Origin of the sequence: Paenibacillus mangrovi (assembly GCF_022898935.1) — a bacterium.
Lineage (GTDB): Bacteria > Bacillota > Bacilli > Paenibacillales > Paenibacillaceae > Paenibacillus_AQ > Paenibacillus_AQ mangrovi.
In genome coordinates, this window is sequence record NZ_JALIRP010000005.1 from 418,119 (window position 1) to 439,612 (window position 21,494).

The window sequence follows — 21,494 nt, forward strand, 5'->3', positions numbered from 1 at the left end:
ATTTGAACTGGAAATTCATCTGCGAATTCATGGCATCAAACTACCTCTACTCCTGCTCCAGCATCTGCTTCAGGACATTGTACACCTCCGTACTTAAATACTTGGAAATGGTGTCTTCAATGGTTTGCAGTTCCTGCTCGGTCAGCCCATCCTCCATTGCACTCGAGATCTTCTGCATTTCGGATTGGGGCAGCTTCGTCATGAGGATGTTAAAAATCTGTTCCTTTTCACTGCTGGTCAGCTCCTGCTTTTTCTTAGCTACATCCTCTGGGCTTATCATCACCTGCTGGTCCTGAACCGATTGGCTGCCCGCCGCGGATTCACCCATCAGACCCTGACCCATAACCGGAATCGAGTTGTCTAGCGTCTCCCCGCCGTTTGTAGAATTTCCTTCCTTACCGGTGGTGCCGTTCGTGCTGCTGTCCTCAGATTTGGTATCGACGCTGTCAGAGGATCCGCCGTCTGCAGTCCCCATGCTACCCTCGGTAAGCGAGCCGGTGTCGCCTGATTCGGACTTACTTGCCGTATCCTGCTTTCCAGACGTTTTTGCAACGTCCTGCGATGTTTTCGCTTCAGGAGTCTTATCCGCACCACTCCCGCCACCAAACCCCAGCATTCCTTTCATCATGCCGCCCAAGCTAAGAGACTGCCCTTCAAGCGTTATATTAAAACTCGCTAGCAGCGATTGCACATAACTGTTGACTATGGCTCCGGTCGTTAATATGGTTAAACCGCTGATCAAAACGACCGTCAATACCGTTTTGATCAGCCACGTTGTTATTTTCATGCCGCCTTTCCTCCTTTATGCCAACCACGCTGGATAAAATGAACTAAAGTGTTTATATCCTTTTCTTTAGCTCATTTTATATGGATGATTGCTAGTATTAGGATCCCCTTATGAAACTTCCTATTACTAGCAGTATTGACGGATTGGGAGGGCTTTTAATCCCTTGTGGACAAAAAAAGCCCATCCGCCGGGGAAAATCCCGGTGAGATGGGCAGACATTTATTATAAACTTAGTAGATTGGCAAAATCTGATTCGTTTGGCTGCGATTGCGGCCGACGGAGAAGATAGCAATCGGAATGCCTGTCAGCTCGGATACGCGTTTTACATAATTGCGTGTCGTTTCCGGCAGATCCTCAAGCGTCTTCGCTTCCGAGATATCCTCGTGCCAGCCTGGCATTTCTTCGTAGATCGCTTCGCATTCTTCAAGCATTTTCAGGCTTGCCGGATAATGCTGGATCACTTCGTCGCGATATTTGTAGCCTGTGCAAATTTTGACGGTATCGAGACCAGTCAGCACGTCCAGCGAGTTCAGTGACAATCCGGTCAAACCGCTGACACGGCGGGTATGACGTACCACGACGCTGTCAAACCAGCCGACACGACGAGGACGTCCAGTTACCGTACCGTACTCATGGCCTTTTTCACGGATGTAATCGCCGATTTCATTGTTAAGCTCGGTCGGGAACGGTCCGTCACCCACGCGGGTGGTATAGGATTTCGCAACCCCGATGACTTGATTGATACGCGATGGACCCACGCCTGAGCCGTTGCAAACGCCACCCGCAGACGGGTTCGAGGAAGTAACGTACGGATAGGTACCTTGGTCGATATCGAGCATCACGCCTTGAGCGCCTTCAAACAGCACTTTGCGGTCCGCGTCGATCGCGTCGTTCAGCACGACCGAAGTATCTTTTACGTATTTGCGGAGCACATCCGCGTATTCCAGGTACTGCTTCAGCACTTCTTCGACGTCAAGCGGTTCGCCGCCGTAGACCTGCTGGATCACGTTGTTCTTTTCTTGCATGAGCGGACGCAGCTTCTGTTCGAATTCCTCTGGATCCATGAGATCGACGATCCGAATACCGTTACGAGCTGCTTTATCCATATAGCAAGGGCCGATGCCTTTGCGTGTCGTACCGATTTTGTTCTGACCTTTGCGGTCCTCTTCAAGCGCGTCAAGCACTAGATGGTATGGCATGATGACATGCGCGCGATCGCTGACGACCAAATTATCCGTGGTAAAACCGTTATCGTGAATGTAATTGATTTCGTCAATAAGTGCACCCGGATTGATGACCGTACCGTTTCCAATTACACAAACCTTATCAGAATAGAACACGCCAGATGGAATCAGCGTAAGCTTATATTTTTTATCGTCAATTAGAATGGTATGTCCGGCATTGTTGCCGCCCTGGTAACGGGCTACCACATCGGCGCTCTCTGCGAGAAAGTCCGTGATTTTGCCTTTGCCTTCGTCTCCCCATTGTGTTCCCACAACGACTACTGTTGACATTTTCATTCCCCCGCTTGGTGCTTACGCACCTCATTTTAATAATTCTTATGAATTTTGCACGAAAATCCAAAACTCTATGCATCATTTCACTACCCTAAGGCAGCATTACCAGTGTAACAGTCCCCATTTTCAAAGTCAAATAAAAAACGAACAATCGCACATTGGTGTGTACGATTGTTCGGAAATAGCCAAATATTTGCGTTTTACCTTTAACGAAAACATACAGAATATATAATTGCACCAGTCAAACAGCAAAGGGCTCCGCATGAGTCCTTTCATAATTGACGAATTTGTTAAAGTTCTTAAGGAATACCAGCTCTACTGTGCCTACGGGACCATTACGCTGCTTGGCAATAATAATCTCGATAATATTTTTCTTTTCGGTTTCCTGGTTATAGTAGTCATCACGGTAGAGGAAGGCTACGATATCGGCATCCTGCTCGATGGAACCCGATTCACGAAGGTCGGACATCATCGGACGTTTGTCCTGACGCTGCTCTACACCCCGGCTGAGCTGGGACAAAGCAATAACCGGCACGCTCAGCTCACGAGCAATCTGTTTCAGTGTACGTGAGATCTCAGATACTTCCTGCTGACGGTTCTCGCCAGCTTTACCGCGCCCTTGAATGAGCTGCAGGTAGTCGATGACAATCATGCCCAGACCCTTTTCTTTCTTCAGTCGGCGGCATTTGGAGCGGATATCCGCTACCGTAATGCCGGGGGTATCGTCAATGTATATCTCGGATTCAGCGAGCGAGGCAATGCCCATCGTTAGCTTGGCCCAATCATCATCCGTCTTAAAATCACCCGTCCGCATAATATTGGCGTCCAAATTAGCTTCGGCGCAGATCATACGGTTAACGAGCTGAGGCGCGGACATCTCCAAACTGAAGATGGCTACGGTCTCTTTGGCCCGCACGGCGACATTTTGGGCAATGTTGAGCGCAAACGCCGTTTTACCTACGGAAGGCCGCGCAGCCACAATGATCAGGTCCGAACGCTGAAAGCCGTTGGTCATCTTGTCCAAATCCACAAAGCCTGTTGGGATACCGGTTGTGCTGCCGCTTTGCTGATGCAAAACCTCCACGCGATCGAACACTTCCATCAGCACGTCGCGGATCGCTACAAAGCCACTGCCGGTCCGCCGGTTGGATATCTCCAGGATCTTCCGCTCTGCATCGCTGAGCATGCCGGATACGTCTTCACCGCCGGTGTAGCCTTCACTTACAATCTGGGTGGCCGTTCGGATCAACCGCCGCAGCATCGATTTCTCTTCGATGATTTGAGCATAATATTCGACGTTGGCTGCGGTCGGTACCGCATGCGCAAGCTTTGCAAGATAGCTGACGCCGCCAACATCCTCCAGCTGGCCCTTATCCTGCAGCTTTGAAGTTAAGGTAATCAGATCGACAGGCTGATTCTCTTCTCCGAGCTGGATCATCGCTTCATAGATCAACTGATGCGGCGCGTCGTAAAAGTCCTCCGGCTGCACCCGCTCCATCGCGGTTATCATCGCTTCACTCTGCAGCAGAATTGCGCCTAGAACCGCCTGCTCTGCCTCCAAGTTCTGCGGGGGAATCCGGTCGAAAAAGAGCTCTCCGCCCATCTTATTCCTCCGTAACCTGAACCTTAAGCGTTGCTTTCACTTCAGGATGCAACTTTACCGTCATCTGGGTGACACCCAGGTGACGAATAGGTTCTTCCAGTTCAATTTTGCGTTTGTCGATTTTCACGCCAAGCTCCGCAAGTGCTTCGGCGATCTGCTTCGAGGTAATGGCACCGAATAAGCGTCCGCCTTCGCCGGCTTTGGCTTTCAGCTGCACCATCATTCCCTCCATTTTTTTACCAAGCTGCTGCGCTTCTTCCTTTTCCTGTTCCTTGCGTCTTTGCTCCGCTGCATTTTGGTTTTCTAGTGTTTTCATATTTCCATCTGTTGCCGGGCGAGCTAGCCCACGCGGCAGCAGAAAATTGCCTGCATACCCTTCGGATACCTCTTTAATTTGTCCTTTTTTACCTTGACCCTTAACATCCTTCAAGAAAATAACTTTCATTCGAACAACCCCTCTTTCTCCTCAATTTGCGCAAGAACCTCAAGCAGCTGCTTCTCAGCATCTTCCACGCTGCCCTTCAGCTGTACGGCAGCATTCGTTAAATGCCCGCCGCCGCCGAGTCTTTCCATGACGACCTGAACGTTCATACGGCCCAGTGAGCGTGCACTGATGCCGATCAGGCCATCCGGCCGTTCGCTGATGACAAATGACGCCACCACGTCGACCATATTAAGCAGCGCATCCGACGCCTGAGCAATTAGCAGCTGCGGAACGACGGTTCCCGGCTCGGTTACTGCAAGAGCGACATGATCATATACCATTTTAGCATGCTTTATGATATCTGACTTTGCCAGATATTCCTGTAGGTCTTCTTTCAGCATCCGCTGGATTTGAATGGTATCAGCACCACTTCGGCGAAGGAATCCTGCCGCCTCAAAGGTGCGCGAACCGGTATGGAGTGCGAAATGCTTCGTATCCACCGTAATGCCTGCCAGCAGCATCGTGGCCTCCATCGGCGTAAGCTGTATTTTCTCATGAATGTATTGCAGCAACTCCGTAACCAGCTCACATGCCGAAGAAGCATACGGTTCCATATACACCAGCACGGCATCGTTAATAAATTCCTCGCCGCGGCGGTGATGGTCCACAACGACAATCCGGCTTGCATTTTGTACCAGCTTCGGCTCCATCGTCATGGAAGCCTTATGGGTGTCCACCACCACCAGAAGACTGTGCGGATTCAGCATGGACAGGGCTTGCTCTGGTGAGATGAACCGCTCGACAAGCTTCTCGTCCTTCTGCACCTGTTCCATCATCCGTTCAATGGACGGATTGGTGCCCGGCAGGATGATATAAGCCTCGACATTATAAATCTGCGCTGCCTTCAGCACCCCGATCGAGGCGCCAATCACGTCCATATCCGGCATACGGTGTCCCATGATGAACACCTTATCGCTTTCCTGAATCAAATCACGCAGGGCATGAGCAATAACCCTAGCCCGTACACGCGTACGTTTCTCCACGGCATTGGATTTACCGCCGTAAAAGGACAGACGCTGCCCTGCTTTGACCGCTGCCTGATCTCCACCGCGACCAAGAGCCATGTCCAGTGAAGACTGCGCCAATTCGCCCAGCTCGCTGATGCTTTCCGGACCAAAGGCGAGCCCGATGCTCAGCGTCATGGGCACTTTCAGTTCTGCCGTCATTTCGCGGACTTCGTCCAAAATTACGAATCTGCTTTTTTCCAGCTCCTGCAGTGATTTGTAATTTAGCATCATCAGGTACCGGTCCGATGACAGACGTCGCAGGTATACCTCATAATGTCTTGCCCACTCCGTAATCTCTGTCGTTACTTTGGCGATTAGGGAGGTGCGCTGCTGGTCATCCATGCCTTGGGCGGCCTCGTCGAGATTATCCATCACGATAATGCCGATTGCCAGCTTCTCTGACTCATATTTCTCGCGGAGGACCGCCATTTCGGTCACATCATACAGATAAATCAGGCGTTCCTCCATATTCAGCATCAAATGAAAGTACGACTCACCGATTTTAAGCTCGGTATGGACAATCTTATGTCCATCCTTGTGGCCGTCCTTATGCCCATCCCTTTTCTCATTCAGGATGGATGACAATGGCGGGAAAAGCTCCTGAAGCGAGTCGCCCACAAGCGACTTTTGCCCGAATATTTTACATACATAACGGTTATTCCATTCAACAGCCCTGTCCTCGCTATAGAGCACAATCCCGAACGGCAGGGTGCCGATCGCTTCACCTTCGACTCTTTTGACACGGAAGGACAGGCCGTTGATATACTCCAGCAAGTTCCTCCGGTACCGTATTTCCGCCTTCAGCAACAGGTAGCAGAGCACCGCCACAAGAATGAGACATATCATTCCGAGCGGCCAGTTGTACCGGGTCACAATAATGACTAGAAGCAGCATCAGCATAAACGCCCAGACGGTATAATAGCCGTGCCAGCGCTGTTGTAGAAATTTAGGCATGACTCCCACCCTAACGTTTTGATTTAGTCATATATTGACGCAGCGGAAATGCAAGATCCAGTATGCCGATGATCCGCATGGGCGGAAACAGCACGATCGGAATGGTGAACAGCAACGGTATAACCGGACTCCATTTTTTCGTATATCCCAGGTAGTAGAAAAATCCTATAGCCTGGATCATAAAACCAATATGCAAAAGCAGCACCAGGTTCACGGCAACCATCGTCAGGAACGAGCTGCCGGTGCCCTTGGCGAAGATTTCAACCACAACTGCGATCAAATAATACCAAATCAACGATTTAGGAAGCATCCATTCACGCGCAGGCTTTAGCTTAGGAACATGGAAGCCGGTACTTTCGATGATTGGACGGGCCAGCGAATGTGTAATAACGGACATCATAAAGGAGCTGATAATCATCGCAAAAGGGATCATCTTCATCGTCGCGTTGCTTACCATCTGCATATCTTCCGGTGTCCAGGCCATATCACTGATGAGCGGATTGTTGCCCCCAACATCTTTGAGCGGCGACATCGTCATTTTCACAATTTCCTGCACGTAACTGGATAAGTCAAAGTTCAGAAACAACGTGCCAATGATCAGCAGAAGCAGCATCTCAGCCAGAATCGTGCCTGCTCCGGTTATCAGCGTGCGAAGTGCGGAAGCCTTCTTTTTATAGGCCCGGCCCATCACAAGCGAAGGGATCATAAAGTACAGCGCCAGCAGTAAATTCGCCGGATGCACGATAAAGGCAATCAACCACACCGGGATGACATGCAGCAGAAACGATTTCAGATTTAAGGTTGCAAAAAGAATCGTGGCGGGTAATATAAGAAAAAATACCGTCACGATTGAAAAAGGAGTCATTAAGGAGAGTAGCAGAAGCAAATATATAACGCTCCATACTACCGATGTCCAGCGCATTTTCAATGTCTTCACCTCTTACGCATATGTTCTTCCAGCGCGGAAATATCCTGATACCAGTCCTCAAGCTGGTGGCCTTCCTGTTTATGTTTCTTCAGTTTCTCGATCAAAAGATCATCCAGATCCCGGTACGACATCCCGAGCCTGCGAGCCAGTATGTAGGAACTCATGATCAAGCTAGCGAGACTGTCACCCACACGGGTCGTGCTGCCTTCCCATAATGCCTTAAACAGCCTAGATACGTTTTCAACCACTTCGGTCTTGAGCCATTCAATGACTTTCGCGCGTTTGGCTACATCCAAATCCTTTGGCATGTCTGAAGGTCACACTCCCTGAAAAAAGCTTTATTCTCCATTATACCATAAAAAGCTACCGCTCACGAAAATCTACCCTGGCACCCTGACTTCCTATAACTGCGGCAAAAAGACCTGCGTTTCGTATCTAATCAAAAGCAGGTCTTTTATCATTGTATGCCTCTAAAAATAGATGATTTCAAGCGGATGTTACCGTGAATTCATGGATTCCTTAGAAACAAACCGCTCGCAATATTCAATAATCTGGCTTCTGCGGACGATCCCGATGAAGCGGTTCATATCATCCACCACTGGTACAAAGTTCTGAACCTTGGCCAGATTGATCAGATCTTCCATATTGGCGTCAATGGACACCGGCTTATTATTTACCTTGAGCGGCACATCTCTCAGCAAAAATTTGGACGCATTCTCAAAATTCACTTTACCGTTCGAGTTTTTCATATGCCATAGCAGGTCACCTTCAGTTACCGTTCCGGCGTACGTGCCATCCTTGCTTAGAATCGGTACAGCCGTATATCTGTGGTACTCCATGCGTTCAAGTGTCTGCCGCAGCGTGGAGTCCATCGTAACCGTAACGACTTCCTGTTTAGGTAGCAGAAAAAACGCAATATTCATGTGGAATTAATCCTCCTCTACCCTTCTTCAAGCTTCTCCTAACTACTTACGTTTCAATCCTGGCATTGTTTCAGGCGGACACAAAATCAGCAGCCGCACCTGTGGCTGCCGATATCAACATTTCCCCATCTCTCACATCATTTTGTTCTTCTTTTATTTTACCGTAAGCTCTTATGCCTTGTCATCTGGCTGCATCAGCTGATCCGAAGGCGTATCTGGATTTTGCCAGTTGTCGATGAGTTCTTTGGCTTTTTCCACATCTTCTGGGTTAGCCTCATCATAATAGACGCCGTTGATACGAATACCTTCACCCATTATCGTATAGCTGGAGATCTGAGCCTCCGAACCTGTTAAGACCTGTTTAGCCAGATCGATAATAAATTTTGGCTGCATATCCGTTTGGAAATTATTGCCCATAATATCAAGCAGCTCCGGAATTTTGGAGATTTGGTCCAGTCCAAGCATCTGGTTTGCGACCGCATTTAGGAATACCTGCTGCCGTTTGGTACGGTTGAAATCACTGTCCTCCCTGTAGCGTACGTAATTCAGGGCTTCCTCACCGCTGTAGATCGGTTTATTGGCTTTCACCGTAAACTTCTCATGGTCAAAGCCTTTGTTCACGATATCTTTCTCAATCGGCAGCTTTACACCGCCAAGCGCATTGACTGCATCCTTCAGACCTTGAAAATTAATCGTAGCGTAATAGTCCACATTATGACCGAGGAAAGCTTCGACCGTGTCCTTCGACATCTGCTGCCCGCCAAATGCATAGGCATGCGTAATTTTATCCTTCTTTCCTTTTCCTATAATCTCAGTATACGTATCCCTCGGAATGGAAATGAGCAATACTTTGGAATCCTTAGGGCGTGCAACCGCATAAATAAGCGTATCTGAACGGGCTGGTTCATCTTTTCGCTGATCCGTACCCAAAAGCAGCACCGAAAAGGGCTTGTTCAGATATACTACGGGTTCAGCCGGCTTGGTAGGCGTATTGTCCATGGATTCCAGCGGCTGATAGGATTTTTGCAGCGAGCTCTCCACCCGCTTGGAAAGAAATAAATCAAATGCCATCACCGCGAGCTGCTTGCGGTAAACATAAGCGCTCCCTGCAACCAGAACCAAAATCACGGCTATGGATATATATATTTTTGTTCTCTTTTTCATTTTATTCCTTCTCTTATACATAATAAAAGTCCTAAATCCTAGAAAAAACGGTTTGCTTTAGCCTCCTTTCTTTTTATAAACGGATCATGGCTTTTGATGTATTTTGCGAGTAAAGAATCCGCTTTAGTCATTGTCAAACGACACTAACATTGTAAACGGTAATTTTATAAAAAGAAACCGTATTCCCGTGTCGATTCCTGAAAAAAGGTTCCTTTGCCGCTAAATATATGCAGTTTTTCTGCATCAATCGGGGGAACAAAGAAGCTCTACCGTCATGGCAGAGCTCTCCGTCAAATTATGTTTTGTTTAAGCACGCCCCGCTTGAAGTTTCGCTGCTTTTTTACGGCGAATCGCTCCTAGAATAAGCGCGGATCCCAAGGATAGCACACTGAAAATGAGCGCCGACCAGAAAAGACCGTTATAACCTTCCTTCACCGTCACGTGTAGGGCATTCAACAGGACATTTCGCACTCCTTCATCCGGAACGCTTAGGAAGGCCTGGTGAATACTGTGATAGTCTCCGGCTGCTCCGGCTTTTGAAGCAAACTTTTGCATGAGATCTGCAGGCACTTGAATACCGCTCTCAGCAAAGCCCTGCTGGATATGACTTCCGATATTCATGAACGAACGGGCCAGAAAACCTGCAAATATTGTAGGCGCGATTGACATCGCCAATTGACGGGAAAGCGAACTTGTTGCCACCGCGATCCCTTTGTTCTTTTCGCCTGCCTCTTCTGTAACCAGTACGTTCACCGGCGCGCCGAGCATAGAGCCAAAACCGACTCCAACGAAAACACCGGCGACGATCATCTGCCAGATGCTCTGCACCCATAGCGCAAACAAAAGGAAGCCGAAAATACTGAAACAGCTCGCCAGCGCAATGGTCCACGTAGGTCCTTTTTTATCAACCAGGAATCCGCCACCTGCAGCCCCAATGCCTGCAGCCAGCGCTACAGGGGTGAACCAGTATCCGGCAACGGTACTCGAAACGTCCATATACTGCTCCAGGAATCCCGGCAAGAAAATAACGGACGCGAGGATCGCTCCCGAGAAGAACGCAATGAGCAGCGCCCAGCGGAAGGTGGACTGCTGCAACAGCTGAACCGGTACGACAGGCTCGATATCCGAGTGCTGCAGTCTTTTTTCCATAAAATAAAATATAACGAACAGCACAATGGCGGCCAGGAAAAACACGTAAAATTTCCAGGACAGGAGACTGTCAATCACGTTCACTCCATCCAGATTCGTGAAGCTGTACATCAAACTGAGCACGCCGAGGATCAGGACGGAAATACCGGACCAATCCATTTTGGCCTGGGAATGCTCCTGCTCTTCTTTAATGAAGCGAACCCCAAAAATAAGCAGCAAAATAGCAATCGGCACATTGATCAAAAACAGCCAGTGCCAGTTCCCCGTAGCCCCCAATATAAAGGAACCGATATTCGGACCCAGCACCGAAGCAATACCGTTCATGCCTCCAAGCATTCCGAGTGAGCGCCCGTGCCGTTCTTTCGGGAATGTAGCTAGGACATACGAGCTGGCAATAACGAAGATTCCTCCCCCTCCAAGCGCTTGAATCAGTCTTGCAATCAGGAAAAATGTAAAATTCGGACTCAGCGCTACTAGCAGCGAACCTGTACCGAATAAAAGAACTTCAATAATAAACAACTTCTTTCGACCATAACGGTCTGAAAGCTTGCCCGCAATCGGTACACTGACAGCTAGACCAAGCGTATACAACGTAATGGTCCAGGCACCCCAGGTCGGACTGACACCAAAGGAATAGATCAGTGTCGTCAGAGATGATGTGATAATACCGTTATCCAGTGCAGCCATAAACACACCAATAGCAAAAATTAAAAGCGAGACTTTCATATTTTTTTGCACAGGAATGACCTCCATTTCACATGTAATTAAAGCATTTATGTATTCTCTCAACGCTTCACAACCGCTGCCCACTTTCTTATATCATTGTCAATTCTGCTCATTATATCTAATGGGAGAACAACAACATTGACTAAAGTTTAATCAAAGAGATAGGTACCTATTCTTTAGTTCAATTTATGTTGCAAGTCAGTTTTCAGTTAAAAATATATACCCGTTTTAGGTTATAGTCAACTACTTATTAATCATACCTGATTATATTTTTCGTGAACGGACTCAATACAAAAAACAGCCCTATGACCAGAACACTGGCACAAGGCTGTTACATAGCATTTCATATTTTACTTAACGTTCAGGAGGACCCCAATCCTACCTAGTATTAGCTCATTTTATCTGTTCAGCTTGCTCAGATCAGAACCGCCTTCCACACCAATCGGGAAGTGACAGGCAACCTGGCGTCCAGGCATAACTTCCTGAAGCTTCGGCTCAACCTTACTGCATTTCTCTGAAGCAAAAGGACAACGTGTATGGAAACGGCATCCTGACGGCGGATTAGCTGGTGAAGGAACATCCCCCTGTAGAACGATTCGGTTCCGTTTCTTGGTTGGGGACGGCTTCGGAATGGCCGACAGCAGAGCCGCAGTATATGGATGCAAAGGATTTGCATACAACGACTCGGTTTCGCCGACTTCAACCATTTTACCCAGATACATAACGCCTACACGGTCGGAAATGTGACGAACGACATTCAGACCATGCGCGATGAACAGGAATGTCAGTCCCATCTCTTTCTGCAGCTTCATCAGCAGGTTGATAACCTGTGATTGTACGGATACGTCGAGAGCGGATACGGCTTCGTCTGCGACGATGAATTTGGGTTTCAGCGCAATGGCGCGGGCAATCCCGATCCGTTGGCGCTGACCGCCTGAGAATTCATGCGGATAACGGTTGCGGCGTGTTGGGTCGAGACCCACAAGATTCATCAATTCCACAACGCGGTTGTCAATTTCTTTGGCGGACATCTTCGTATGAATCTTAAGCGGTTCACCAATAACGTCTTTGACTAAGAAACGCGGATTGAGTGATCCGAACGGATCCTGGAAAATGATCTGCATTTCTTCACGCATTTTATTCAGTTCGCGGTTGCTTAAGCTGTGAACATCACGGCCGTTGATCTTAACGGAACCCTCTGTCGCACTTTGCAAACGTAAAATGACGCGTCCGAGAGTAGATTTACCGCAGCCAGATTCCCCTACCAAACCAAAAGTTTCACCTTCACGGATGGTCAGAGAAACATCATCAACAGCCTTAACGTTGCCGACAACACGGTTCAAGAGGCCTTTATGGATAGGGAAATACTTTTTAATGTTATTGACTTCAACCAGATTCTTAGCCATGGGTGTTTTCCCCTTTCCCGTGAGCCGCTGCCTTGGCCTGATCCTCATACAACCAGCACTTCGTAAAATGCTCGCTGCCGATTTGCAGATCTCCCGGCTCAACCTGACGGCACTTATCCATCGCATGCGGGCAACGAGGATTGAAACGGCATCCTTTCGGCAGATTGCCCAGTGCCGGAATTGTACCTTTAATGGTATACAGCTCCCCGCCGCGATCGCCTTCAATGCCAGGGATGGATTGCAGGAGGCCAGTGGTATATGGATGAGAAGGGTTCGTGAAAATCTCTTCCACCGTCCCTTGCTCTACGATCGCACCTGCATACATTACCGCAATATGATCGGCCATTTCTGCTGCCACACCCATATCATGAGTAATGAGCAGAATGGATGTACCAAGCTTTTCTTTCAAATCCTGAAGCAGCTCCAGAATTTGTGCTTGAACGGTCACGTCAAGCGCGGTTGTCGGTTCATCGGCAATCAGAAGTTCCGGTTTGGCAGCCAGAGCAATTGCGATGACGACGCGCTGACACATACCCCCAGACAGCTGGTTCGGATACTGCTTAGCGCGAATTTCAGGTGAAGGAATACCCACCATTCTCAAAAGCTCGACAGCTTCATCCCAGGCTTCTTTCTTGTTCTTGTTCTGATGGAGACTCAAGCTCTCGGCAATTTGGTCACCGACCGTAAACACCGGGTTCAGTGCTGACATCGGATCCTGGAAAATCATCGAGATTTTATTCCCACGGATGTCTTTCAGTTCCTCTTGCTTCTTCGCGGCCAGATCTTCACCCTTAAAATTAATGCTGCCTTCGAGGATCATGCCGTTTGCGTAATCAATCAAACGCATAATAGACAAGGAGGTTACACTCTTGCCGCTGCCGGACTCACCGACGAGGCAGAGCGTTTTCCCTTTTTCAATGTTTAGTGAAATGCGGTCAGTTGCTTTGACAAGACCTTTATCTGTTAAAAAGCCAGTGGTCAGATTCCGGACTTCAAGAAGTTTTTCCGCCATTTAGCTAACCTCCTCCGGGAGTTTTTCTGTCTTGGATCGAGAGCATCACGGATCCCGTCACCAATGAAGTTAACAGCAAGGACGACAATCAGAATACACAGACCCGGATAAATCGCCTGCATTGGGTTGGTCAGCATGAATTCCTGGGAATTACTTAGCATTTGTCCCCAGCTGGTCTTTGGAATTTGAATGCCCAGACCCAGATAGGACAAACCGGATTCCGAAAGAATTGCACCGCCTACCATCAGTGTAGCGTTCACGATAATTGGAAAGCTCGCATTGCGAAGCAGATGTCGGAAGATAATGCCCCAGCTCGAAACACCTGTCGCTTTCGCAGCTTCAACATATTGCATCTCACGCAGCTGCAGGAACTGTCCCCTTACGAGACGGGCTACCCCGGTCCAGCTGGTGAGTGCCAGAATGAGAATCAAATAGATCATTTTGGTGCCGAAAATCGCCATAACCAGAATGTTGACGAACAAGGAAGGCAAGGAAATCATGACGTCGATGATACGCATGATGAGCGTGTCAATCCATCCGCCAAAATAACCTGAAATCGCACCAATGATCGAGCCAAAACACACAGCGATCAAGGCTACTGAAAAGCCGATCGTCATTGAGACCTGACTGCTGTAAACAAGACGCGAGAATATATCTCGGCCTAGCTCATCCGTTCCCAGTAAGTGGTCGCCTGTTCCCGGCTTCAAGTTAGCGCCCAGCATATCAATTTGGGCCGGATCATACGGAGCAATCCATTTGGCGAAAATAGCTACCAAAATAAAAATAGTTAATACGACTAAGCCTGTCATCGCAAAAGGATTACGCGAAAACTTTTTCCATACCATCATCCAGGGACCCGGAGGACGTTTGGAAGGAGGAAGCGGTGCATTTTCAGGCACCATCGGTTCAGTAGGCTGAACGTTCGGAGCGGTTGTAGTATTGAGTTCACTCATTATGCATTTCCTCCTTTACGTCCAAGTTGAACACGCGGATCGACCAATTTATAAAGTATATCAGCAATCAGGTTGCCCGCGATGACTGCGACAGCAGTGATCATCGTGATGGCCATCAGGACCGAATACTCGCGGGCTAGTGCCATATCGACGAACAAGCGCCCCATTCCCGGCCAGTTAAATACTTTCTCTGTTAGGGTTGCACCAGCGACGAGAATCGGCAGATCCAAACCAATTACTGTAATAATCGGAATTAAGGCATTGCGCAGGGCGTGACGGAAAATGACTTTTCGTTCAGGAACACCCTTTGCACGTGCAGTACGGATATAATCCTGCTCAAGCACCTCAAGCATACTGGAACGGGAATACTTAACATACGAAGCCAGGTTGGCAAGAATCAACACGGAGGCTGGTAAAATCAAGTGCATAAATAAGTTCCCTAGATCCCCCTGCTTATCCATGGAATACATATCCGAGAGTGGTAACCAGTCCAATTTCAGCGAGAAATATTCTTGCAATATAATACCGAACCAGAAGGCCGGCATAGCAAAACCGACATAGGTGACAAAGTTGGCCGTCTGATCAGACAAGCCATATTCGCGGGTACTGTTATAAATCCCCCAAGGTATAGCAATAATCAAACTGATAATCCAAGAGAAAGACATCAAAATAATCGTATTTTTTACAGCAGGCCAAATCAGATCGCCAACAGGAACATTGTTCTTGAACGTAGTTCCCATATCGCCTGTTAACATGTTTTTGAGCCAAATAACGTATTGAGTAGGTACTGGTTTATCCAGACCCAGGTTGTGCTTTTGAATCGCTGCAGTCTCAGGCGAGAGGCCCGGAGAAATCATCATTTGAGTCGGACCGCCAGGAGCAGCATGCATCAGGGCAAATGCAGCCACCGAAACTAAAAATAATACCAATATGGATTGAAGCAACCGGCGGATGAGATATTCTGTCATAATTAATCCTCCTAAAAATTAAACGTACGCGGCACCGCAATCATCCGGAAACGCAAAAAAGGGCGAGGGGAAGTATCCTTCCCCTCTAGCACATATATGCCCCTTGAAAATTACATTTTATTATTTTGCGTCGTCAATCCACCAGTTGATTGCGTGGAAGAAGTAGCCGTAGGACAGAGATGGTTCTGGTTTATCATCATCAGCAAATTTAATCTTCTTGTTCATTGCTTCAGGAGTACCATATTGATACATGAAGATGTAAGGCAGGTCCGTCGAAAGAATCTTTGCAGCTTCTTTGTAGATTTCAGCACGTTTGGCCTGATCTACAGTCGATGTACCTTGCTCCCACAATTTATCAAGTTCAGGATTTTTGTACCAAACGTTGTTTTGGCCAGTTGGCGGCGTAAACTTGGAGCCGAAGGTCGTCTCTTGGTCCGGATCCGGATTGTTCAGGGACCAGCCGATCAGAACGGCTTCGAATTTACCTGGGTTCAAGTTCTGGTCAATCCAGGCTGCAAAGTCAAGCGCTTTAGGTTTAACTTCGATACCAACATCTTTCAGGTTTTGCTGGATTACAGCAGACACAGCTTCACGACGGCTATTGCCGGCATTGTATTGCAGTTCGAAGGAGAAACGGTGTCCGTCTTTCACGAGGATGCCGTCGCTGCCAGCCTTCCATCCATCTTCAGCAAGCAATGCTTTTGCTTTTTCTGGATCGTAGCCATAGTGAGTAGCGGCATCTTTCGGATCCGCCCAAGATCCTGGAAGGAACGGAGCGTCCATGATTGTACCGATACCCTTGAGAACGTTGTCAATCATACCTTGACGGTTGAGGGCATAAGCCATCGCTTGTCTTGTTTTAGCCGTATTCCAAGGAACATAATTATCCTTGAAGTTTTCAGGCTTATGGTTCAGACCGATGTATTCGTATTGAGGACCTGGATCCGTGCTCACAGTCAGGTTGTCTTTGGATTTCAGAACGTCCAGCTGAGTTACAGGTACACCGGACACAAGGTCGATGTCGCCTTTGATCAGAGCTTGAACTTCAGTGTTTTGGTCAGCATAGATTTTGTATACGACCTTTTGGATGTGAGGCTTAGGACCCCAGTAATCCGGATTTGCTTCGAATGTCAAATACTCTTTTTGTTTCCACTCTGTCCATTTCCAAGGACCGCTTGTAACGGTTTTGGCTGGATCCATACCGTAGCTGAATTTCTGCATTTCTTCAGGCTTTACATCCTTCAGAATGTGCTGAGGAACAATCTCAGATGCCAGTACGTATTGGAATGGAGCATAGATTTCTTTCAACGTGATTTTGACCGTCTTGTCATCGACTTTCTCGATTTTAGTCACTTTGTCAAAACCAGTGATGCCAGGAGAACCTGCTTTAGGGTTGCGGATCGTTTCGAAAGTAAATACAACGTCGTCGGCAGTGATCGGCTGGCCGTCACTCCATTTGATGCCGTCTTTCAATTTGATCGTGTATTCCAGACCGTTATCGGAAATAGTCATTGGCTCAGCTGCCAGGGACCAAGGCTCAACAGCCACTTTTCCTGAGCGGTCGATATCAAACAATTTAGCGTATAGGAACTGCTCAGCGTCACCGGATGCTGTATCTTGTACATAGATCGGGTTAACGCTTACGATGTCGGACGTGCTACCGAAAGTCAGCGTACCGCCGTCTTTAGGAGTGCCAGCTGCCGGCTCTTCTTTTTTCTCACCATCCGTATTTTTTGCTGGTTCTTCTTTCTTAGGCTCGTCCTTAGGAGCATCTGCAGTTTTGGAATCGCCGCAGCCTACAAACAGAGCACTGACAACAGACAATGAAACCAATAACGACAACCATTTTTTCTTACTTGCCATTTACCATATTCCTCCCCTTTGAGAATAAAATGATGGATACCTGCAGTTGCTGCATGGAGCATCCTAAGACCTTGCTAATAGTCCAAGCGAACTTGTCCGCCCAGCTATTAGGGACTTTACACCTGTGTTGAATCCGTTCTACAGACCCCGAATCTTGCTTGACACAATACCCCTCTTGTATACAACCAAATCTAAAAACAAGGGTGACGACAACAGGTGAAGCAATATATTAAAAGTTTAATATATCCAAATATTAGGAGGTGAAAACCCTGGTAGATTCGCCAATTATCAATGCTCAATTTGTGAACAAACCAGACAAATTTACGTAAACCTAATAACGCAATAAAGCATTAATGCCTTAAATGACCATCGGTCAATTGAAATCAGCAGAATGGTAATGACTAAATTGGTTAAAACTTCCTACGTAAATTTAATGTAAATAATACGTGTAAATTTATATCACGTCAATATTTTTTTTAGGCACTTTGGATTATTTTTTTTTAACGATCCAAAACTAGCGCCAGCATAGGGTTTGAAGAGAAAAAGGAACTCATTTCTTGTCGAATTTTAATGTTAAAAGCAGAGGATGCCTGAACAAGAAATGGTCAATCGGGAGTGTTAGTAAAATGTAAACCGCTTACATTATCTGTCTATCATGTAAATATGTTAGGTTACCTGACACGATGGATGATTTATGTAATAGATACAAATTTAATGCAAACAAAATCATCTGTCAATGATAAAAATTATGCTTTGTAATATTTCTTATTCGGTGGAACATTGTAAAATCCTTTATGGGAAAATTTATTTATTTGGAGAAAGGAGACTCCTTTAACACAGTCTCCTTTCTCTTTTAATCTTGGACTAAGACAGGTGCCGAACACCCGCTGTTACAATCTCGCAAGGTCCAACGGACATTTCGATGCGGCCATCATGCACATCCAGATGTTCTTCGCTGGCTTCCTCAAGGATATTCGTCTTATAGACGGAGCAGTTCCCTATGGAAAGCTGCAGCGGACTGGTCTCCGGTTTCATGTTGAACCATCGCAGCATGTCGTCACCGGACTCCTCATTCACTTTCCAGGAGGAGAAGGCCAGGTTCTTGGATTCCCAAGTAAACGACGTATGCTCAGCCGGGATCGTTCCTTCATGCAGATCTGTTTGGGTAACCGTCCAAGGAATTTGGAACTGGTATGCCTCCTGGTATGCTCCGGCATCAACGCCATCGCCATTGTGAGGGATAATCTCCAGATGAACGGTATGCTCTCCTAGGCATTGAGCGTCCGGTGTTAGGAAATGTCCCCAATCGCCGAGCTCACCCACGGAGCGGAGCAGCGTCACGGCAATCGTGTTGCGGCCGTCACGCAGTACCTCGTATTCATTCAAGCCCAGATTGGCCACCGTCAAACCGGCACCTTCTCCGCTGACATCAACAAATGCCTGCTGATGCTGCGCATTGCTAGGGTTTTGCCATTCTTCGGTAGGCTTGTTATCACGGGTCACGATTTCAAACATGGAATCGACGTGATGACTGGACGCCTCGATATCCGTAGGCATCAACATGCGCACACGGTGATCCTTGGCCTGGTTATTGAAGCTGGCTTCGATCTTGACTCCTTGGCCTCCACATTCCAGGCTGACAAGCGTACGGATGGTCATCGGAACGGTTTCCTTCACCCGCTGCGCTTTGCGTTCAGGGAAATAAACCAGCTCCACCTGCTCCTGGTCAAGCAGCTTGTCTGCCGAGGCAGGAATAGCCCAGTCATGGGTAATCTCGAGGACTGCACGGGATACCGTATCTTCTACGACGCGGATGGAGGCCTTCAGGTCTCTGGTCGTCAGAGCCTCCTCACCCTCCGGCTGCTTGTACATGTACTCATTGCCGATATCGCCGGTGTCTTCATAGATCAAAAGATCGCTGTACACACGGCCCGTCCGCTTGTCGGTGATGGAAATGCTGCCGCTTTCGGCTGCTTCCACACGAAGGTTGTCATTTTCCATGACATGCCCCTCTTTCACCAGCGAGCCGGATTGAACCGTCAGTCCTTCAGCGGCAGCTCCGCCAACCAGTGCAAAAGTTTTGAGGCCAAGCGCCGGGATTCCAGCCGCTTCAAACGTCACCCGTACCGCACGCGCCATAAACGGCTGACGGAATTTATCATCCGGCAGATCATAACCGAAGCGTTGGCCAAGATCTTCAAGAGTAAAGGCCAACGGTTTTCCTTCCGCATCGATTACGGCACGAACTCCGAGGTCGAGCTCCTTCATCTGGCGGCTCATCTCTTCAAGCGTACCTCCATCACGGAAGTATATCCGCTCCACATCGAGGTCAACGGATACGGTGCCGCTGCGATTCCAGCCTGTTGTATTGAATACGACAAACGGAACCGCATCTTCGCCGTAAGAGCGGAATACGGATGTATCTACCGCATCGGCTACAGCCTGCTTGCTCTCATCGATGATCGATTCGGCAACGTTACGGCTTTTCGCGAAGCGAGTAACCATTTCACGGTGGACTTCATCCACGCTGCAGCCGCAAATACTGTCATGCGGATGGTTCTGCATCAGCGTTTTCCATGCGTAGGTGAACAGATCATGCGGATACTCCTGGCCGGCAAGACGGGCATACGAAGCCAGCGGCTCGGCCACCTTTTCCAGCAGCGCCTGTCCATGCTGGTTCATCTGCTTCAAGTAGACACGGGCCGAAGCCGTGTTCACGAGTGTGCCCCAGCCATCGGTCCGCTGGCTGCGCAGCTCTCCGCGAACGACGGACAGTTCGCCTTCTTTTGCTTTCCTCACGGCTTCCAGATATTTAGGGAAATTCGAATGCACGAATTCCGTATCCGGATACAAGGAACGTGCAGTCTCCAGCGCCTCTGCCAGATCCGTCTGGATTGGCTGGTGGTCACAGCCGTTCATGTACAGCAGCTCAGGCGTCGATGCATACTTCTCGGCATCAGCCAGCTTTCTGTCCCAGAAAATCTTCGCTTCCTCCGGATCCACCGGAACCTCATTGCCGTTGCTGTACCAGTTAGCAAACAAAATACCCAGCACCTTGGAGCCGTCCGGTCCCTCCCAGATCAGTTCGGAGAAGGAAGATTCATAGTCGGAATCAGCGACGGTATTGTTAAAGCCTGTCGGTTTAACACCGCGTCCGAACACGGCATTGTCGATGCCGGATTGTCGCATGAGCTGCGGCGTCTGCCCTACCAAGCCGAACGTATCCGGGAAGTAGCCGATCTTGGAAATTTGGCCAAAGCGGCGTGCATCCTTGTGGCCGATCTGCATATTGCGGATGTTGGCCTCGCCGCTGGTCAAAAATGCATCCTGCAAAATGTACCATGGACCAATAAAAATGCGTCCTTCACGGATATACTGCTCCAAGCGCTCCTTTTGTTCCGGACGAACCTGTAGATAATCCTCCAAGATGATCGTCTGCCCATCCAGATAAAAGCTCTTATACTCCGTATCTTTTTCGAGCGTATCCATCAGCACATCCATCAAACGGATCAAACGCATGTGATGCTTTTCATACGGGAGATACCATTCTCTGTCCCAGTGTGTATGGGAAATGATATGTGCTGTTCTCTTCGGTTGTGATGTCATTAGAGTCGATCCCCTTTCTAATATGTTCGGCTCACGTTGATTACTCCGGTGAACCGGCCCGAGAATCCCCACGAAGTGAGGTCATGTATTGGTTAAATTTGTGTCCATTCACCGCGAACAAGGTGGACTGCTCTTTTGTTAAGTTCGATTAGGACAATATTTCCAGATCCATTAAACTCAAAATCAGGATTGTCCCGTCACACATATATAATAGAAGAAAAAATTCTAAAACACGGGCTTTCAAAGTATATAAACCGGTTATTTTCCCACCAGTATCCAAGTTATTCCAACCCCGCTCCCTGCTTCAAGAAGATCATCATCGTACTGTTCCTCGCTTCTTCCTCCAAGCCCCAGATTCAACAGTGATTAGGCATTAGAACAACTGTCCACTGGTAGTGGACAGTTGTTTATCTCCGGGAGGTACCCTTACCGCATTGAACGGGA

General features: G+C 48.1%; 16 protein-coding genes. All 16 read right to left on the bottom strand.

Annotation, left to right across the window (positions count from 1 at the left end):
* Positions 1-46: 46 nt before the first annotated feature.
* Complete coding sequence (locus MUG84_RS14910; protein WP_244725947.1) at positions 47-787, bottom strand: hypothetical protein; 741 nt, start codon at positions 785-787, stop codon at positions 47-49.
* 230 nt (positions 788-1,017) lie between these two features.
* Complete coding sequence (locus tag MUG84_RS14915; RefSeq protein ID WP_244725949.1) at positions 1,018-2,301, bottom strand: adenylosuccinate synthase; 1,284 nt, start codon at positions 2,299-2,301, stop codon at positions 1,018-1,020.
* Between the two features lie 244 nt (positions 2,302-2,545).
* On the bottom strand, positions 2,546-3,907 hold the full coding sequence (gene dnaB / locus MUG84_RS14920; RefSeq protein WP_244725951.1) for a replicative DNA helicase: 1,362 nt from the start codon (positions 3,905-3,907) through the stop codon (positions 2,546-2,548).
* A 1-nt stretch (position 3,908) separates the two neighbouring features.
* Positions 3,909-4,352, bottom strand: a complete 444-nt coding sequence (gene rplI / locus MUG84_RS14925; protein WP_244725954.1) for a 50S ribosomal protein L9 — start codon at positions 4,350-4,352, stop codon at positions 3,909-3,911.
* Positions 4,349-6,352: a DHH family phosphoesterase gene (locus MUG84_RS14930; RefSeq protein ID WP_244725956.1), complete on the bottom strand. Its 2,004-nt coding sequence runs from the start codon at positions 6,350-6,352 to the stop codon at positions 4,349-4,351. Before MUG84_RS14930 ends, rplI begins: the two co-directional genes overlap by 4 nt.
* 10 nt (positions 6,353-6,362) lie before the next feature.
* Complete coding sequence (locus MUG84_RS14935) at positions 6,363-7,274, bottom strand: DUF2232 domain-containing protein (RefSeq protein ID WP_244726098.1); 912 nt, start codon at positions 7,272-7,274, stop codon at positions 6,363-6,365.
* A gap of 11 nt (positions 7,275-7,285) precedes the next feature.
* The gene (locus MUG84_RS14940; RefSeq protein WP_244725958.1) at positions 7,286-7,588 is read right to left on the bottom strand and encodes a MazG-like family protein; all 303 of its coding nucleotides are present in this window, start codon (positions 7,586-7,588) and stop codon (positions 7,286-7,288) included.
* A 189-nt stretch (positions 7,589-7,777) separates the two neighbouring features.
* A complete protein-coding gene (locus tag MUG84_RS14945; protein WP_244725960.1) occupies positions 7,778-8,203 on the bottom strand; it encodes a CBS domain-containing protein in 426 nt (141 codons plus the stop codon).
* 171 nt (positions 8,204-8,374) lie between these two features.
* Entirely contained in the window at positions 8,375-9,367 is a 993-nt protein-coding gene (locus MUG84_RS14950; protein WP_425313227.1) for an LCP family protein, read from the bottom strand.
* Positions 9,368-9,673: 306 nt separating this feature from the next.
* Entirely contained in the window at positions 9,674-11,254 is a 1,581-nt protein-coding gene (locus MUG84_RS14955; protein WP_342346119.1) for an MFS transporter, read from the bottom strand.
* A gap of 386 nt (positions 11,255-11,640) precedes the next feature.
* Positions 11,641-12,648 (bottom strand): ABC transporter ATP-binding protein, encoded by a 1,008-nt coding sequence (locus MUG84_RS14960; protein WP_244725965.1) that lies wholly within the window; start codon positions 12,646-12,648, stop codon positions 11,641-11,643.
* Positions 12,641-13,660 (bottom strand): ABC transporter ATP-binding protein, encoded by a 1,020-nt coding sequence (locus tag MUG84_RS14965; protein ID WP_244725967.1) that lies wholly within the window; start codon positions 13,658-13,660, stop codon positions 12,641-12,643. The genes MUG84_RS14960 and MUG84_RS14965 overlap by 8 nt, the downstream gene beginning before the upstream one ends.
* Positions 13,627-14,613 carry an ABC transporter permease gene (locus MUG84_RS14970; protein ID WP_425313228.1) on the bottom strand — a complete coding sequence of 329 codons (987 nt, stop codon included), beginning with the start codon at positions 14,611-14,613 and terminating at the stop codon, positions 13,627-13,629. The genes MUG84_RS14965 and MUG84_RS14970 overlap by 34 nt, the downstream gene beginning before the upstream one ends.
* On the bottom strand, positions 14,613-15,581 hold the full coding sequence (locus MUG84_RS14975; RefSeq protein WP_244725970.1) for an ABC transporter permease: 969 nt from the start codon (positions 15,579-15,581) through the stop codon (positions 14,613-14,615). The genes MUG84_RS14970 and MUG84_RS14975 overlap by 1 nt, the downstream gene beginning before the upstream one ends.
* Before the next feature lie 120 nt (positions 15,582-15,701).
* On the bottom strand, positions 15,702-17,444 hold the full coding sequence (locus tag MUG84_RS14980; RefSeq protein ID WP_244725972.1) for a peptide-binding protein: 1,743 nt from the start codon (positions 17,442-17,444) through the stop codon (positions 15,702-15,704).
* A gap of 864 nt (positions 17,445-18,308) precedes the next feature.
* Positions 18,309-21,050: an alpha-mannosidase gene (locus MUG84_RS14985; RefSeq protein ID WP_244725974.1), complete on the bottom strand. Its 2,742-nt coding sequence runs from the start codon at positions 21,048-21,050 to the stop codon at positions 18,309-18,311.
* Between the last annotated feature and the right edge of the window lie 444 nt (positions 21,051-21,494).

Coding starts and splice junctions, on each gene's coding strand:
- MUG84_RS14910 (WP_244725947.1), bottom strand. CDS start 787: ATGAAAATAACAACGTGGCTGATCAAAACGGTATTGACGGTCGTTTTG.
- MUG84_RS14945 (WP_244725960.1), bottom strand. CDS start 8,203: ATGAATATTGCGTTTTTTCTGCTACCTAAACAGGAAGTCGTTACGGTT.
- MUG84_RS14965 (WP_244725967.1), bottom strand. CDS start 13,660: ATGGCGGAAAAACTTCTTGAAGTCCGGAATCTGACCACTGGCTTTTTA.
- MUG84_RS14970 (WP_425313228.1), bottom strand. CDS start 14,613: ATGAGTGAACTCAATACTACAACCGCTCCGAACGTTCAGCCTACTGAA.
- MUG84_RS14950 (WP_425313227.1), bottom strand. CDS start 9,367: ATGAAAAAGAGAACAAAAATATATATATCCATAGCCGTGATTTTGGTT.
- MUG84_RS14930 (WP_244725956.1), bottom strand. CDS start 6,352: ATGCCTAAATTTCTACAACAGCGCTGGCACGGCTATTATACCGTCTGG.
- MUG84_RS14960 (WP_244725965.1), bottom strand. CDS start 12,648: ATGGCTAAGAATCTGGTTGAAGTCAATAACATTAAAAAGTATTTCCCT.
- MUG84_RS14935 (WP_244726098.1), bottom strand. CDS start 7,274: ATGCGCTGGACATCGGTAGTATGGAGCGTTATATATTTGCTTCTGCTA.
- dnaB (WP_244725951.1), bottom strand. CDS start 3,907: ATGGGCGGAGAGCTCTTTTTCGACCGGATTCCCCCGCAGAACTTGGAG.
- MUG84_RS14940 (WP_244725958.1), bottom strand. CDS start 7,588: ATGCCAAAGGATTTGGATGTAGCCAAACGCGCGAAAGTCATTGAATGG.
- MUG84_RS14985 (WP_244725974.1), bottom strand. CDS start 21,050: ATGACATCACAACCGAAGAGAACAGCACATATCATTTCCCATACACAC.
- MUG84_RS14975 (WP_244725970.1), bottom strand. CDS start 15,581: ATGACAGAATATCTCATCCGCCGGTTGCTTCAATCCATATTGGTATTA.
- MUG84_RS14915 (WP_244725949.1), bottom strand. CDS start 2,301: ATGTCAACAGTAGTCGTTGTGGGAACACAATGGGGAGACGAAGGCAAA.
- MUG84_RS14980 (WP_244725972.1), bottom strand. CDS start 17,444: ATGGCAAGTAAGAAAAAATGGTTGTCGTTATTGGTTTCATTGTCTGTT.
- rplI (WP_244725954.1), bottom strand. CDS start 4,352: ATGAAAGTTATTTTCTTGAAGGATGTTAAGGGTCAAGGTAAAAAAGGA.